At 63.9% G+C, this 14287-nt stretch carries 13 protein-coding genes; 11 read left to right on the forward strand and 2 right to left on the reverse strand.

Annotation, left to right across the window (positions count from 1 at the left end):
* Positions 1-594 (reverse strand): TetR/AcrR family transcriptional regulator, encoded by a 594-nt coding sequence (locus R2C4_RS19100; protein WP_141891820.1) that lies wholly within the window; start codon positions 592-594, stop codon positions 1-3.
* Between the two features lie 108 nt (positions 595-702).
* Between R2C4_RS19100 and R2C4_RS19105 the strand changes: the two genes are divergently transcribed.
* The 8 genes from R2C4_RS19105 (at position 703) to R2C4_RS19140 (ending at position 8830) form a co-directional block, all read left to right on the forward strand.
* Positions 703-1296, forward strand: coding sequence for an NAD(P)H-dependent oxidoreductase (locus tag R2C4_RS19105; RefSeq protein ID WP_141891821.1), 594 nt, complete (start codon positions 703-705; stop codon positions 1294-1296).
* 85 nt (positions 1297-1381) lie between these two features.
* Positions 1382-3799: a DNA topoisomerase (ATP-hydrolyzing) subunit B gene (gene gyrB / locus R2C4_RS19110; protein WP_141891822.1), complete on the forward strand. Its 2418-nt coding sequence runs from the start codon at positions 1382-1384 to the stop codon at positions 3797-3799.
* Between the two features lie 436 nt (positions 3800-4235).
* Complete coding sequence (gene napE / locus R2C4_RS19115; protein ID WP_008553292.1) at positions 4236-4385, forward strand: periplasmic nitrate reductase, NapE protein; 150 nt, start codon at positions 4236-4238, stop codon at positions 4383-4385.
* A 12-nt stretch (positions 4386-4397) separates the two neighbouring features.
* Positions 4398-4913, forward strand: coding sequence for a ferredoxin-type protein NapF (gene napF, locus R2C4_RS19120; RefSeq protein WP_141891823.1), 516 nt, complete (start codon positions 4398-4400; stop codon positions 4911-4913).
* Positions 4910-5188, forward strand: a complete 279-nt coding sequence (locus tag R2C4_RS19125; RefSeq protein ID WP_058285347.1) for a chaperone NapD — start codon at positions 4910-4912, stop codon at positions 5186-5188. The genes napF and R2C4_RS19125 overlap by 4 nt, the downstream gene beginning before the upstream one ends.
* On the forward strand, positions 5185-7683 hold the full coding sequence (napA, locus tag R2C4_RS19130) for a nitrate reductase catalytic subunit NapA (RefSeq protein WP_141891824.1): 2499 nt from the start codon (positions 5185-5187) through the stop codon (positions 7681-7683). Before R2C4_RS19125 ends, napA begins: the two co-directional genes overlap by 4 nt.
* Positions 7684-7691: 8 nt before the next feature.
* A complete protein-coding gene (locus R2C4_RS19135; RefSeq protein ID WP_058285349.1) occupies positions 7692-8162 on the forward strand; it encodes a nitrate reductase cytochrome c-type subunit in 471 nt (156 codons plus the stop codon).
* Positions 8162-8830, forward strand: a complete 669-nt coding sequence (locus tag R2C4_RS19140; protein WP_141891825.1) for a NapC/NirT family cytochrome c — start codon at positions 8162-8164, stop codon at positions 8828-8830. The genes R2C4_RS19135 and R2C4_RS19140 overlap by 1 nt, the downstream gene beginning before the upstream one ends.
* Before the next feature lie 80 nt (positions 8831-8910).
* On the opposite strand, the gene trhO is transcribed toward R2C4_RS19140, so the two are convergent.
* Entirely contained in the window at positions 8911-9822 is a 912-nt protein-coding gene (gene trhO, locus R2C4_RS19145; RefSeq protein ID WP_141891826.1) for an oxygen-dependent tRNA uridine(34) hydroxylase TrhO, read from the reverse strand.
* Between the two features lie 179 nt (positions 9823-10001).
* On the opposite strand from trhO, the gene pncA reads away from it, so the two are divergent.
* From pncA to pncB, 3 genes are all read left to right on the forward strand, one after another.
* On the forward strand, positions 10002-10598 hold the full coding sequence (gene pncA / locus R2C4_RS19150; protein ID WP_141891827.1) for a bifunctional nicotinamidase/pyrazinamidase: 597 nt from the start codon (positions 10002-10004) through the stop codon (positions 10596-10598).
* 69 nt (positions 10599-10667) lie between these two features.
* The gene (locus R2C4_RS19155; protein WP_141891828.1) at positions 10668-12929 is read left to right on the forward strand and encodes an ATP-binding protein; all 2262 of its coding nucleotides are present in this window, start codon (positions 10668-10670) and stop codon (positions 12927-12929) included.
* A 64-nt stretch (positions 12930-12993) separates the two neighbouring features.
* Positions 12994-14283: a nicotinate phosphoribosyltransferase gene (gene pncB / locus R2C4_RS19160; RefSeq protein WP_141891829.1), complete on the forward strand. Its 1290-nt coding sequence runs from the start codon at positions 12994-12996 to the stop codon at positions 14281-14283.
* The last annotated feature ends 4 nt before the right edge of the window (positions 14284-14287 follow it).

Here is a 14287-nt window from a genome sequence, read left to right on the forward strand (position 1 = left end):
CTAGCCGGGCGGCTGCAGCCAGGCCTGCAGATAAGGTTCGAGCGCCTGGGCGGGCGATGCGTCGTTTGCGTGCCCGGCGCAGAACCACACCCCCAGCACATGGTTGAGAAAACCCTGGATGCCTTCCGCCAGCAGGTCCGGCGGCTGGTCCTGGCGGGCCTTGCCCGATGCCTGAAGGGTTTGCAGCCAGCCTGTCAGCATGGTGACCTGGCGGATGAAGCTGGCCGCCACCACTTCGTCCGGTTCCGCGGCGGTGGTGCCTGAATAGCGCAGGAGCAGGTCAAAGATCACCCGGTCCTGCGCCACATAGTCCAGATGCGGCGCCAGCCGGGCGGTCAGGGCGGCAACGTCTGCGGGGGTGCCTTCATCTTCCATCCGGTCCAGCAGGCGCGTCACCTCTTCCCCGATCAGGACCGCCAGCAGCCCGTCCTTGTCCTTGAAGTGGGAAAACAGGGTGCCCTTGGCCACGCCGGCCCGGGCGACCACATCCTCCACCCGCAATCCGCTGTAGCCCTGCTCCTGCACGATGGCGGCCGCCACGTGCAGCAGTTTCGCCCGGGTTTCCAGCCGCCGTTTCTGCGGTGCGCGTGTCATGTCTCAGCCTCACGAGTTCATTACTGACCGCGGTCATTTTTATAATTGACCAAGGTCATTTTTTGTTCAATAAAGTGACCATGGTCAACTTAACTTGCGGAGCCCGATATGTCTTCCCGGAAAATCCTGATTCTGAACGGCCACCCTGGCCAAACCTCGTTGTCGAAGTCGCTCTGCGCCGCCTATCAGGCCGCGGCTGAGGCAAACGGCCACCACGTGCGCTGCCACGACATCTCGCAGATGCAGTTCGATATGGACTACGGGCAGAGCGGGTACAAAAACCCCAAACCTCTGGAGCCGGATCTGGCCGCCTTTCTGGAGGATCTGGAGTGGTCGGAGCACGTGGTGATGGCCGCGCCGCTGTGGTGGGGGGCGGTGCCGGCCAAGCTGAAAGCGGTGTTTGACCGGGCCTTGCTGCCAGGCCGCGCCTTTGACACCCGCAACGTCAATTTCATGGGCCTGCCGGCACCGATGCTGACCGGCAAGACCGCCCGGGTGCTGCTGACCTCTGACACGCCTTCCCTGTGGCTGCGGCTGTTCTACGGCAACGCGGTGAAGAAATTCATCAGCCGCCAAATCCTTGGCTTTGTCGGCATCAAACCCACGCGGTTCACCACGTTTGCGCCGGCCACGGACGCGCCGCAGGCCAAGGTCGGAACCTGGCTTAGAACGGCAAGCGGGCTGGGGGCCAAAGCGGCTTGATTCTGCCAAGAAAAAAGGGGGGTTGCGCGTGACATTCCCGGTCAGACTTCGTATAAAATCCCGAAGCTAAGACAGGAAGATGTGAATGTCCGGAAACGAGCAGGCCCCCGCAGAATATGGCGCGGATTCCATCAAGGTTCTCAAAGGGTTGGAGGCAGTTCGCAAGCGCCCCGGCATGTACATCGGGGACACGGATGACGGCTCGGGCCTGCATCACATGGTGTATGAGGTCGTGGACAACGGCATCGACGAAGCGCTGGCAGGCCACGCCGACCATGTGACCGTCAAGATCCACGCCGATTCCAGCGTCTCCGTCAGCGACAACGGGCGCGGGATTCCGGTGGGCATCCACGAGGAAGAAGGCGTTTCGGCGGCCGAAGTCATCATGACCCAGCTGCACGCCGGCGGTAAGTTCGACAGCAATTCCTACAAGGTGTCCGGCGGTCTGCACGGGGTGGGTGTCTCCGTGGTGAACGCGCTGTCCGACTGGCTGGAACTGCGCATCTGGCGCGACGGCAAGGAACACATCGCCCGGTTCGAGCGCGGCGATACCGTCAAGCATCTGGAAGTGGTCGGCGATTGCGGCGACCGGACCGGCACCGAGGTCAGGTTCATGGCGTCGACCGATACGTTCTCGAATCTGGAGTATTCGTTCGAGACGCTGGAAAAACGCCTGCGTGAGCTGGCCTTCCTGAATTCCGGTGTGCGGATCATTCTGGAGGACGAACGCCCGGCGGAGAAGCTCATGGCCGAACTCTATTACGAAGGCGGCGTCAGGGAGTTCGTCAAATACCTTGACCGGCACAAGACCCCGGTGATGGACACTCCGGTCTACATCGTGGGGGAAAAGGACGACATCGGCGTCGAGATCGCCATGTGGTGGAACGACAGCTACCATGAGACGGTGCTGCCCTTCACCAACAACATTCCGCAGCGCGATGGCGGCACCCATGTGGCGGGCTTCCGCGGTGCGCTGACCCGGACCATCAACAACTACGCGCAGAGTTCGGGCATCGCCAAGAAGGAGAAGGTCTCCTTCACCGGTGACGACGCCCGCGAAGGGCTGACCTGTGTTCTGTCGGTCAAAGTGCCGGACCCGAAATTCTCCAGCCAGACCAAGGACAAGCTGGTCTCCTCCGAGGTGCGCCCGGTGGTGGAGAGCCTGATGGGCGAAAAGCTGGCCGAATGGTTCGAGGAAAACCCCAACCAGGCAAAGCAGATCGTCGGCAAGATCGTCGAAGCCGCGCTGGCGCGCGAGGCCGCCCGCAAGGCGCGCGAGCTGACCCGCCGCAAGACCGCGATGGACGTGAACTATCTGGCGGGCAAGCTGAAGGACTGTTCCGAGAAAGACCCCTCCAAGACCGAAGTCTTCCTGGTCGAGGGTGACTCGGCCGGCGGCTCCGCCCAGACGGGCCGGGACCGGATGACCCAGGCGATTCTGCCCCTGCGCGGCAAGATCCTGAACGTGGAACGGGCGCGCTTCGACCGGATGCTGTCGAGCCAGGAGATCGGCAACCTGGTGATGGCGCTGGGCACCGGCATCGGCCGGGATGAGTTCGACATCTCCAAGCTGCGCTACCACAAGATCGTCATCATGACCGACGCTGACGTCGACGGTGCCCACATCCGCACGCTGCTGCTGACCTTCTTCTACCGCCAGATGCCGGAGCTGATCGAGGGCGGCTACCTCTACATTGCGCAGCCGCCGCTTTATAAGGTCGCGCGCGGCAAGTCGGAGGTCTACCTCAAGGATCAGGCGGCGCTGGATGATTATCTGATCAACCAGGGCGTCGATGGCGCGCTGCTGAAACTGGGCGACGGCTCCGAGATTGCCGGGGCCGACCTGACCCGCGTGGTGGATGAGGCGCGCCAGCTCAAGCGCGTGCTGGATGCCTTCCCGACCCATTACCCGCGCCACATTCTGGAGCAGGCCGCGGTGGCCGGCGCCTTTGTGCCCGGGGCTGTGGACTCCGACCTGCAGGGGGTTGCTGACAAAGTGGCGACCCGCCTCGACGCCATCGCGCTGGAATACGAGCGCGGCTGGCAGGGCCGGATCACCCAGGACCACGGCATCCGCCTGGCCCGCATCCTGCGCGGGGTGGAGGAAGTGCGCACCCTGGACGGCCCGATGCTGCGCTCCGGCGAGGCCCGCAAGACCGGCAGCTTCACCAAGAGCCTGCAGGAAATCTATGGTGCCACCGCCCAACTGGTGCGCCGCGACCGCAGCCAGCTCATCCACGGGCCGCTGGGCCTGTTGCAGGCGATTCTGGAGGAGGGCGAGAAGGGCCTCACCCTGCAGCGCTACAAGGGCCTGGGAGAAATGAACCCGGACCAGCTATGGGAAACCACCCTGGACCCGGACGCCCGCACGCTGCTGCAGGTGCGCGTCGACGATATGGTCGAAGCGGATGACCTGTTCACCAAGCTGATGGGCGACGTCGTGGAACCCCGCCGGGAATTCATCCAGAAAAACGCCCTCAGCGTCGAAAACCTGGACTTCTAAAACCTCCCTTGCAGCCCTTGCCCCACCGCCTGCGGCTGTGGGGCAAGGGCCGGCAGAGCGTGCGGGTGAGGGCTGCCCGCCTCGGACCCGGCGGCGGCTTTGCGCCGCCATTACGGGTCTGCCCGCTTCTGTGATCGCGGCCGCCCGCAGGCTTCAGGCCGTTTGATCGGCCGCCGCGTTGCTACTTTTGGAAATTCTTAACAACCAGCAGCAGAAGAGGTTGCGCTAGGTCAACCAAATCTTACTTCTGATTATTTGAATGTTTTGAATTTCCAAATCAACCACTTAGAAAATGACTCAGATCAAGGTGCCGGTCGCTGGTCCTCCGCATTCTCCGGTCCAGCGAAGCGCGACCGACCTGGAAAAACAGCATCTGAGATGACCGTTTCCTGGCTGGCCTGCTCCGCTGAGAAAGTGAGAGCCAAGGAGGGCACATATGTCCGAACAGCCAACCAAAGCCGAAGAGCGGAACACTTTCCTGTTTCTCGCCGTCATCCTGGCGCCGGTTCTGGCGGTGGGAATTGTCGGCGGTTACGGCCTGATTATCTGGATCTCCCAGATCTTCCTGGGCCCGCCCGCAGGTTAAGAGGCCAGGCCGATGCCAGCCCATGCCAGCACAGCCCCTTCCCGGCGCGCCTTCCTGACCGGACGGGTCGCCAGGCCCAAGCCGGAATTCCGCCCCCCCTGGACCGATGAGGCCCGGGTGCAGGCGCATTGCACCAGCTGCAATGCCTGCGTGGAGGCGTGCCCGGAAGAGGTTATCGAATGCGACAGCCGGGGCCGCCCGCGGATCAATTTCCGCGGCGGCGAGTGCACCTTTTGCGCGGCCTGCGCTGAGGCCTGCCCGGAACCCGTGTTCGACCTGGCGCAGCCTGCCCCCTGGCCGGTGACCGTGGACATCGGCAGCAGCTGCCTGCTGGCCGCGGGAATCACCTGCCAGCTGTGCACCGACATCTGCGACGCGCGCGCCCTGCGGATGGATCTGTCGGTCCGCCCGGCGGGTGCCATCCAGGTTGATGCGGATGCCTGCACCGGCTGCGGCGCCTGCCTTGCCACCTGTCCCAACAACGCCATCGCGATCCGCGACCCCCGCCAGCAAAGGAGCCACGGGTGACAAAAGAGGTTCATATTTCCAGCCTGCTGGTGCGCAGCAACCCGGCCCGCATGGCCGCCGTGCTGGACACCATCAAAGCCATGCCGAACGCCGAGATTTCGCAAACAGACCCCTCGGGCAAAATTGTCGTCTTGTTCGAAGCGGACAGTGACCGTGCCATTGGCGATGCCCTGGCCGAAATCCAGCTTCTCGACGGCGTCGCCAGCGCGGCGCTTGTCTTCCATCAGACCTGTGATGCCCAGGAACTCGCCCTTCAGGAAGGAACCCCCCAATGACCGGACTTACACGCCGTGACGCCATCAAGGCGCAGGCCGCTGCAGCCGCGGCCCTTGCCGCCGGGCTGCCGATCCCCGCGGCCGCACAGAACCTTGTCACCGACGCCAATGTGACCGAGCTGAAATGGTCCAAGGCCGCCTGCCGCTTCTGCGGCACCGGCTGCTCGATCATGGTGGCCACCAAGGCAGGCCGCGTGGTCGCCACCCATGGCGACACCCAGGCCGAGGTCAACCGCGGCCTGAACTGCGTCAAGGGCTACTTCCTGTCCAAGATCATGTATGGCGCCGACCGCCTGACCCAGCCGCTGCTGCGGAAAACGGGCGGCGAATATGACAAGAACGGCGAGTTCACCCCGGTCTCCTGGGACGAGGCCTTCGACATCATGGCCGAGAAGTGGAAAAAGACCCTGGCCGAGAAGGGCCCCGAGGGCATCGGCATGTTCGGCTCCGGCCAGTGGACCGTCTGGGAAGGCTATGCAGCCTCCAAGCTGATGAAGGCGGGCTTCCGCTCCAACAACATCGACCCCAACGCGCGCCACTGCATGGCCTCTGCCGTGGGCGGCTTCATGCGCACCTTCGGCATCGACGAGCCGATGGGCTGCTATGACGACTTCGAGAACGCCGACGCCTTTGTGCTGTGGGGCTCTAACATGGCGGAGATGCACCCGATCCTGTGGACCCGCATCACCGACCGCCGCTTCAGCCATCCGCATGTCAAGGTGGCGGTGCTGTCGACCTTCACCCACCGCAGCTTCGACCTGGCGGACATTCCGGCGGTGTTCACCCCGCACTCCGACCTGGTGATCCTGAACTACATCGCCAACTACATCATCCAGAACGATGCAGTGCATAAGGACTTCGTCGCCAAGCACGTCAACTTCAAACGCGGCAACCAGGACATCGGCTATGGCCTGCGTCCGGAGCACCCGCTGGAGCAGGCGGCAGAGAATGCGGACAAGGCCGGCGGCGCCGAGCCGATGAGCTTTGAGGAATTCGCCGAATTCGTTTCCGAATACACGCTTGAAAAAGCGGCGGAAATGTCCGGTGTCCCGGCTGAGACGCTGGAGAAGATCGCCAAGCTCTACGCCGATCCCGATACCAAGGTGATGTCGCTCTGGACCATGGGCGTCAACCAGCACACCCGCGGTGTCTGGGTGAACAACCTGCTCTACAACATCCACCTGCTGACCGGCAAAATCTCCACTCCCGGCAACTCGCCGTTCTCGCTGACCGGCCAGCCCTCCGCCTGCGGCACCGCGCGCGAGGTGGGCACCTTCTCGCACCGTCTGCCCGCCGACATGGTGGTCAAGAACCCGGAACACCGCGCCTATGCCGAAAAAATCTGGAAACTGCCCGAAGGCACCATTCCGGGCTGGGTCGGCTCCCACGCGGTGAAGCAGAACCGCGACCTGAAGGACGGCAAGATCAACTGCTACTGGGTGCAGGTGAACAACAACATGCAGGCTGCCCCCAACATGATGGAGGAAGGGCTGCCGGGCTACCGCAACCCCGACAACTTCATCGTGGTGTCGGACGCCTATCCGACAGTGACGGCCGAAGCCGCTGACCTGATCCTGCCCGCCGCCATGTGGGTGGAAAAGGAAGGCGCCTACGGCAACGCCGAACGCCGCACCCAGTTCTGGTACCAGCTGGTCAACGCGCCGGGTGAGTCGAAATCCGACCTGTGGCAGCTTGCGGAATTCTCCAAGCGCTTCACAACAGATGAGGTCTGGCCGGCCGAAATCCTGGACGCCAACCCCGAATACAAGGGCAAGACCCTGTTCGAGGTGCTGTTCGCCAACGGCAAGGTCGACAAATACGAGCTGTCCGAGAAGGCCCGCGAATACGGCAACCACGAATCCGAGGACTTCGGCTTTTACATCCAAAAGGGCCTGTTCGAGGAATACGCTGAATTCGGACGCGGCAAGGCGCATGACCTGGCACCATTTGACACCTACCACGAGGTGCGCGGCCTGCGCTGGCCGGTTGTGGACGGCAAGGAAACCCTCTGGCGCTTCAAGGAAGGCTCCGATCCCTACGTCAAACCCGGCGCGGACTATGAATTCTACGGCAAGCCAGACGGCAAGGCGGTGATCTTTGCGCTGCCCTATGAGCCGCCGGCGGAAAGCCCGGATGACGAATACCCGATGTGGCTGGCAACGGGGCGTGTGCTGGAGCACTGGCACTCCGGCTCGATGACCCAGCGGGTGCCGGAGCTTTATCAGGCGGTGCCTGACGCGCTTTGCTACATGCACCCCGACGACGCCAAGGCCCAGGGCTTTAGGCGCGGCACCGAGGTGCGGATCATCTCGCGGCGCGGCGAAATCCGCACCCGTGTGGAAACCCGCGGCCGCAACAAACCGCCCAAAGGCCTGGTCTTTGTGCCCTGGTTCGATGCGCGCCGGCTGATCAACAAGGTCACGCTGGATGCCACCGACCCGATCTCGAAACAGACGGACTTCAAAAAATGCGCAGTCCGTATCGAAGCAGTGTGAGGCCCGTCATGAAACATCTCCGTCTCGCCATCCTGGCCGCACCGATCCTGCTGGCCTCGGCCGCTTTCGCCCAGAACCAGGTCGCCACGCTGCGCAACAATGCGCCGCTGGCGGAAGAGGGCGAAGCCACCCAGATCCCCGGCATCGTCAACACCGACATCCGCCAGGTGCGCAACTATCCGGATCAGCCGCCGCTGATCCCGCATAAGACCGACAACTACCAGGTCGATCTGAACTCCAACAAATGCCTGACCTGCCACAGCCGCACCGCCGTGGAAGTCAGCCAGGCACCGATGATCTCGGTCACCCACTTCATGAACCGCGAGGGCCAGACCCTCGCCGCGGTCAGCCCGCGGCGCTATTTCTGCACCCAGTGCCATGTGGTGCAGACCAACGCCCGGCCGCTGGTCGAGAATGAGTTCGTCGATGTCGACAAGGTGCTGGATTACGTCCACTCCAAACAGGGCGGGGCGGACTGATGATTGCTTTCCTGAAACGGCTCTGGTGGATCATCAGGCGACCCAGCGCCTATTTCTCGCTCGGCTTCCTGACCATGGGCGGCTTTGTGATGGGGATCATCTTCTGGGGCGGCTTCAACACCGCGCTTGAGGTGACCAACACCGAGGCGTTCTGCACCAGCTGCCACGAAATGCGCGACAACGTGTTCGAGGAGCTGAAGCCGACAATCCACTATTCCAATCGCTCCGGCGTGCGCGCGTCCTGCCCGGACTGCCACGTGCCGCATAACTGGACCAACAAGATCGCCCGCAAGATGCAGGCCTCCAAGGAAGTCTGGGGCAAGATCTTCGGCACCATCAACACCCGGGAGAAGTTCCTGGAGCACCGGCTGGAGCTGGCGCAGCACGAATGGGCGCGGCTTGAGGCGAATGACAGCTTGGAATGCCGCAACTGCCACTCGGACGAATCGATGGACATCACCCGCCAGTCCAAGCGGGCGGCGGACGCGCATGAGCGCTTCCTGTTCACCGGCGAGAAGACCTGCATCAGCTGCCACAAGGGCATCGCCCACCAGTTGCCCGACATGGCCGCAGCCGAAGGCGAGGATCACGCAGGCCTGCTGGCCCCGGCCCATGGCGAGGGTCTCCTGGCCAGCACCCGCAGCTATCTGGGTCTGAACGGCAACTGACGCTGCCAGCCCAAAAAACACGAGAAGGCCGCTGTCCCGATGGGCAGCGGCCTTTTTCGTGCCTGTTTTCAGGCTCAGGCTTACAGCGGGATGCTGCCCAGATGGTCTTCGCCGCGCTCCCGCGCCAGCTTCATCTGCTTCTGCCGCTCGCGGAACCGCACCTTGTCCTCTTCCGAGGTCTGATCGATGCACAGGTGGCAGCTGACGCCCTGCTCGAATTCAGGCCGCGCCTTGTCTTCCGGCAGGATCGGGCGGCGGCAGCCGTGGCACAGCTCATGCGGGCCTTCGACCAGCCCGTGGCCGACCGACACCCGGTTGTCGAAGACAAAGCATTCGCCTTCCCAGGTGCTGTTTTCCGCGGGCATTTCCTCCAGGTAGCGCAGGATGCCGCCCTTCAGGTGATAGACGTCCTCCACCCCCTGTCCGAGCAGGTAGTTGGTCGACTTCTCGCAGCGGATGCCGCCGGTGCAGAACATCGCAACACGCTTGTTGTGGAAGCGGTCCTTGTTCTCCTCCCACCAGGCGGGGAAATCGCGGAAGCTCTCGGTCTTGGGGTCGATCGCGCCTTCAAAGGTGCCGATCGCCACTTCGTAATCGTTGCGGGTGTCGATCAGCACCACATCGTCCTGCCGGATCAGGTCGTTCCACTCCTCCGGCTCGACGTAATGCCCGACCGAGGCCTGCGGATCCACGTCCGGCTGGCCCATGGTGACGATCTCTTTCTTCAGCCGCACCTTCATCTTTCCAAAGGGCGGCTCTGCCGCAGTGGCCTCTTTCCATTCCAGCCCCGCGCAGCCGGGCAGGGATTTGATATGGGCGAGCACCGCATCAATGCCGGCCCTCGGGCCTGCGATGGTGCCATTGATCCCCTCCTGCGCCAGCAGCAGCGAGCCTTTGACGCCCTGCGCCTGGCACAGGTCCAAGAGCGCCGGGCGGATGGCGGCGGGATCAGGGAAACGGGTGAAGTGATAGAGGGCAGCAATCGTGTACATGCCCCGGCCTTAGAACCATGGCGCGCGGTTTTCAAGACCAAGAACCTCCTGCGCGGGGCCAATAAAACAAGGGCTTGGCATGTATGTTTTCGCCTGCGTCAGCCCGCCGCCCGCCAGCGGCAGTTCCCAAGCGGCACTTGTGCCGTTACAAATTGTGCAAGCCAGCAAAGGAGTTGCCGATGACCCAGGCCCTGATCGTTGTGGATGTGCAGAATGACTTCTGTCCGGGCGGGGCGCTGGCGGTGCCCGGCGGGGACGAAGTGGTGGCCCCCATCAACGCCATGATGGCGCAGTTCGAGACGGTGATTCTGACCCAGGACTGGCACCCGGCGGGGCATTCCTCCTTCGCCTCCGCGCACCCGGGCAAGGCCCCGTTCGAAACGGTGGAGATGCCCTATGGCACCCAGGTTCTGTGGCCCGATCACTGCGTGCAGGGCACCGGCGGGGCGGCCTTTCACAAGGATCTGCGCACCGATGGCGACCTGATTATCCGCAAGGGGTTCCGCCCCGCGATCGACAGCTATTCCGGCTTTTTCGAAAACGACAAGACCACGCCCACCGGACTGGAAGGATACCTCCGCAGCCGGGGCATCACGCGGCTGGCCCTGGCCGGGCTTGCCACCGACTTTTGCGTTGCCTTCACGGCGCTGGACGCGGCCCGGCTTGGGTTTGAGGTCACGGTTGATCTGGCCGCCTGCCGGGCGATTGATCTGGATGGCTCGCTGCAGGCGGCGCTGGATCAGATGAAAGAGGCGGGAATTGTGCTTCAATCCTGAGTTGATTTGCCGATTTATTAACAATACCCGGCTTAAACTGGGCCGGCACACCGACGGCAAGGCGTTTTGATGGATATTTCGGACGGGGCCGCCACCGGCCCGCTGGCCAGCTACGACAAGCGGTACGGCTCGCTCGAGCTGCTGCTGCGCTATGCCCGCGGCCGCGTGCGGATGTTCTGGGGCCGCCAGCTGTACATGGCGCTGGCCTTTCTTGTGCTGGGGCTGATCGTCCCCTTCCAGTATGCGCTGCTGGCCTATGCCGTGACCTGCGCCGGCGATGCGGCGGATTGCCTGCTGCTGCACCGGGCCGGATACCTGGCCAGCCGCGGGATGAGCGAGCGGGCCTTGCGGCTGCTGACAGCACTGACCGCCCTCCTGCACGCGCTGGCGCTCAGCGCGGCTGCCTCGCTTCCGTTCTGGGTTGAATTCCAGTCCCTGCAGCCGCAGGTCCATGCAGAGCCGCTGTTTACCGTCGGCCTGCTTCTGGGCTCGGCAATCAATGCCGGGCTGGTGCTGCCCTACCATCCGCAGGCCGTCGTCGCCAAGCTGGTCACCTATGCGGCGATGCCGCTTGCCTTCCTGGCCTTCGAAATCCTCCAGTCCCCGGAACTGGCGGCCTCCTATCAGCTGCACCTGGCAGGGCTGCTGGTGTTTTATACCTCGTATCTGTGGTTTCTGGGCTTTGTCAGGCGCAACTTCAGCCGGACGCGCAGCAATATGCTGGCCCAGGCCCAGCAGCAGCAGGAGCTGGAAGCCGCCTATGCTGAACTCTCTGATCAGCAGATGGAGGCCAAGCGCCTGGCGCTGGTGGCGGAAAACGCCAATGACAGCGTGATGCTGATGGACCGCCAGGGGCGGATCACCTGGGTCAATGACAGTTTTACCCGCCTCACCGGTTATTCCTTCGGCGAGGCGCTGGGCCAGCTGCCCGGCGATCTGCTGAACAGCGGCCGGACCGACGCCGCAACCATCCGCCTGCTGCGGGACAGCGTCCGCGAGGCCCGGCCGGTGCGGGTGGAAATCTGCAACCGGCGCAAGGACGGGCAGCACATCTGGATCGAGACCAGCCAGGTGCCGATGCTGAACAGCGCCGGGGAGATGGAGACCCTGATCGCGGTGGAACGCGACATTTCCGCCGCCAAGGAACATGCCCGGCAGCTGGAGCAGGCGCGGATCGCGGCTGAGGAAGGCGCCCGCGCCAAGGCGGACTTTCTGGCCACCATGAGCCACGAGATCCGCACCCCGATGAACGGGGTGATCGGCATGGCCCAGCTGCTGCGCGACAGCGGCCTGAACGAAGAGCAGGAGCTTTATGCCGGCGCCATTCTCAGCTCGGCGGATACCCTGCTGGCGCTGATCAATGATGTCCTGGACGTCTCCAAAATGGATGCCGAGGGGGTCAGCCTCAGCTGCACCGATTTCGACCCGCGCGCCTGCTTCGAAGACACCATGCGCCTGCTGACGGCCCAGGCGGAGGCCAAGGGGCTGGACCTCCTTCTGGACATCAAGGAGCGTGTGCCCGCGCAGCTGCACGGCGATGACCGGCGGATCCGCCAGATCCTGCTGAACCTTGCCGGCAATGCGATCAAGTTCACCGAACACGGCCAGGTGCAGGTGACGCTGGATGCCGAACCGGCGGGGCAGGGGACCGGCCTGGTCTTCTCGGTCACAGACACCGGGATCGGCATCCCCAGGGAAATGCTCTCCAAAGTGTTCGAACGGTTCTCCCAGGCGGATGCCGCAATCAGCCGCCGCTTTGGCGGCACCGGCCTCGGGCTCGCCATTTCCCGCCGCCTGGCTGAGGCGATGGGCGGCAGCATTTCGGTGACCTCCGACCTGGGGCTTGGGTCCTGCTTTACCGTGCGGCTTCACCTGGATCCGCCGCGGGCAGAGCCGGCAGCAGCCCCCGCCGCAACGCCGCAGGCTGGCAGTTCTGCCGCGCTGGAGGGGCTGCGGGTGCTGGTGGCGGAGGATAATGCCGTGAACCGTGTTCTGATGGAGAAATTTCTGCTGCCCACCCCGGCGGAGGTGGCTTTTGCCCAGAACGGCCGCGAAGCAGTGGCGCAGTTTGAGGCGTTTGCGCCGGATATCATCCTGATGGATATGTCGATGCCGGAGATGGACGGGCTGGACGCCACCCGCGCGATCCGCGCCCTGGCGCGGCCGCAGCCCGCGATTGTCGCGCTGACGGCAAACGCTTTTGACTCTGACCGCGAGGCCTGTCTTGCTGCTGGTATGGACGAATTCATGAGCAAACCCGTCAACCGCGGCAAGCTGCTGGACCTGCTGGCGCATCTGGCGCCGCAGGCGCAGTCCCGCCGCGCGGGCTGATTTCCTTTGCCCCCGCAGGCGCGCTATCCTATCAATCAATGACCCCTTAAGCACGAGGCCGCCGGTGGATATTGCAACCCGCGTCTACAATCACAAATGGAAGATCGACCCGATCATCCGGTCGCTGATCGACACTGATTTCTACAAGCTGCTGATGTGCCAGTCGGTGTTCCGCAACAAGCCGGACACCACGGTGACCTTCTCGCTGATCAACCGCTCCACCCATGTGCCGCTGGCCCGGCTGATCGACGAGGGCGAGCTGCGCGAACAGCTGGACCACATCCGCTCGCTGTCGCTCAGCCGCGGGGAAAGCACCTGGCTGCGCGGCAATACCTTCTATGGCAAGCGGCAGATGTTCCGCCCCGACTTCATGGAGTGGTTCGAGGGCCTGCGCCTGCCGCCCTACCATCTGGAACGCAAGGGCGATCAGTATGAGCTGGCGTTCGAGGGCAAATGGCACGAGGTCATGCTGTGGGAAATCCCGGCGCTGGCGGTGCTGATGGAGCTTCGCTCGCGCGCGGTTCTGGACAAGATGGGGCGGTTTGAGCTGCAGGTGCTGTATGCCCGCGCCATGACCCGGGTCTGGGAAAAGATCGAGAAACTGCGGGAGATCGACGGGCTGACGATTGCCGATTTCGGCACCCGCCGCCGCCACTCCTTCCTGTGGCAGGACTGGTGCGTGCAGGCAATGATCGAGGGGCTGGGGGAGAAGTTCACCGGCACCTCCAACTGCCTCATCGCCATGCGCCGCGAGGTGGAGGCGATCGGCACCAATGCCCATGAGCTGCCGATGGTCTATTCCGCCCTGGCGGGCAGCGACGCGGAACTGGCCCAGGCCCCCTATGACGTGCTGTCCGACTGGCATGACGAGCATGAGGGCAACCTGCGCATCATCCTGCCCGACACCTACGGCACCCAAGGCTTCCTGGACCGGGCGCCGGACTGGCTGGCGGGCTGGACCGGCATCCGCATCGACAGCGGCGACCCGGCCAAGGGTGCCGAGGTGGCGATCAACTGGTGGAAGGACCGCGGCGAGGATCCGGCGGAAAAGCGGGTGATTTTCTCCGATGGCCTCGATGTGCCGCAGATCCAGGACCTGCACGCGCAGTTCTCGGACCGGACCAAGGTCTCCTTCGGCTGGGGCACGCTGCTGACGAACGATTTCCGCGGTCTGGTTCCGGGCGATGCGCTGGCACCGTTCTCGCTGGTCTGCAAGGCGGTTGCGGCCAACGGGCGGCCCACCGTGAAACTGTCCGACAACCCGGAGAAGGCGATGGGCCCGGCGGAGGAAATCGCGCGCTACAAGCGGGTTTTCGGCGTCGGCAAGCAGGAGCGGCAGGACGTTATCGTCTGAGGGC

Origin of the sequence: Leisingera aquaemixtae (assembly GCF_006740765.1) — a bacterium.
GTDB lineage: Bacteria > Pseudomonadota > Alphaproteobacteria > Rhodobacterales > Rhodobacteraceae > Leisingera > Leisingera aquaemixtae.

What these genes read in the sequence shown, in the direction of transcription:
- R2C4_RS19135 (WP_058285349.1), top strand. Translation starts at nt 7,692, where the DNA reads ATGAAACATCTCCGTCTCGCCATCCTGGCCGCACCGATCCTGCTGGCC.
- R2C4_RS19155 (WP_141891828.1), top strand. Translation starts at nt 10,668, where the DNA reads ATGGATATTTCGGACGGGGCCGCCACCGGCCCGCTGGCCAGCTACGAC.
- pncA (WP_141891827.1), top strand. Translation starts at nt 10,002, where the DNA reads ATGACCCAGGCCCTGATCGTTGTGGATGTGCAGAATGACTTCTGTCCG.
- trhO (WP_141891826.1), bottom strand. Translation starts at nt 9,822, where the DNA reads ATGTACACGATTGCTGCCCTCTATCACTTCACCCGTTTCCCTGATCCC.
- R2C4_RS19140 (WP_141891825.1), top strand. Translation starts at nt 8,162, where the DNA reads ATGATTGCTTTCCTGAAACGGCTCTGGTGGATCATCAGGCGACCCAGC.
- napE (WP_008553292.1), top strand. Translation starts at nt 4,236, where the DNA reads ATGTCCGAACAGCCAACCAAAGCCGAAGAGCGGAACACTTTCCTGTTT.
- napF (WP_141891823.1), top strand. Translation starts at nt 4,398, where the DNA reads ATGCCAGCCCATGCCAGCACAGCCCCTTCCCGGCGCGCCTTCCTGACC.
- gyrB (WP_141891822.1), top strand. Translation starts at nt 1,382, where the DNA reads ATGTCCGGAAACGAGCAGGCCCCCGCAGAATATGGCGCGGATTCCATC.
- R2C4_RS19105 (WP_141891821.1), top strand. Translation starts at nt 703, where the DNA reads ATGTCTTCCCGGAAAATCCTGATTCTGAACGGCCACCCTGGCCAAACC.
- napA (WP_141891824.1), top strand. Translation starts at nt 5,185, where the DNA reads ATGACCGGACTTACACGCCGTGACGCCATCAAGGCGCAGGCCGCTGCA.
- R2C4_RS19100 (WP_141891820.1), bottom strand. Translation starts at nt 594, where the DNA reads ATGACACGCGCACCGCAGAAACGGCGGCTGGAAACCCGGGCGAAACTG.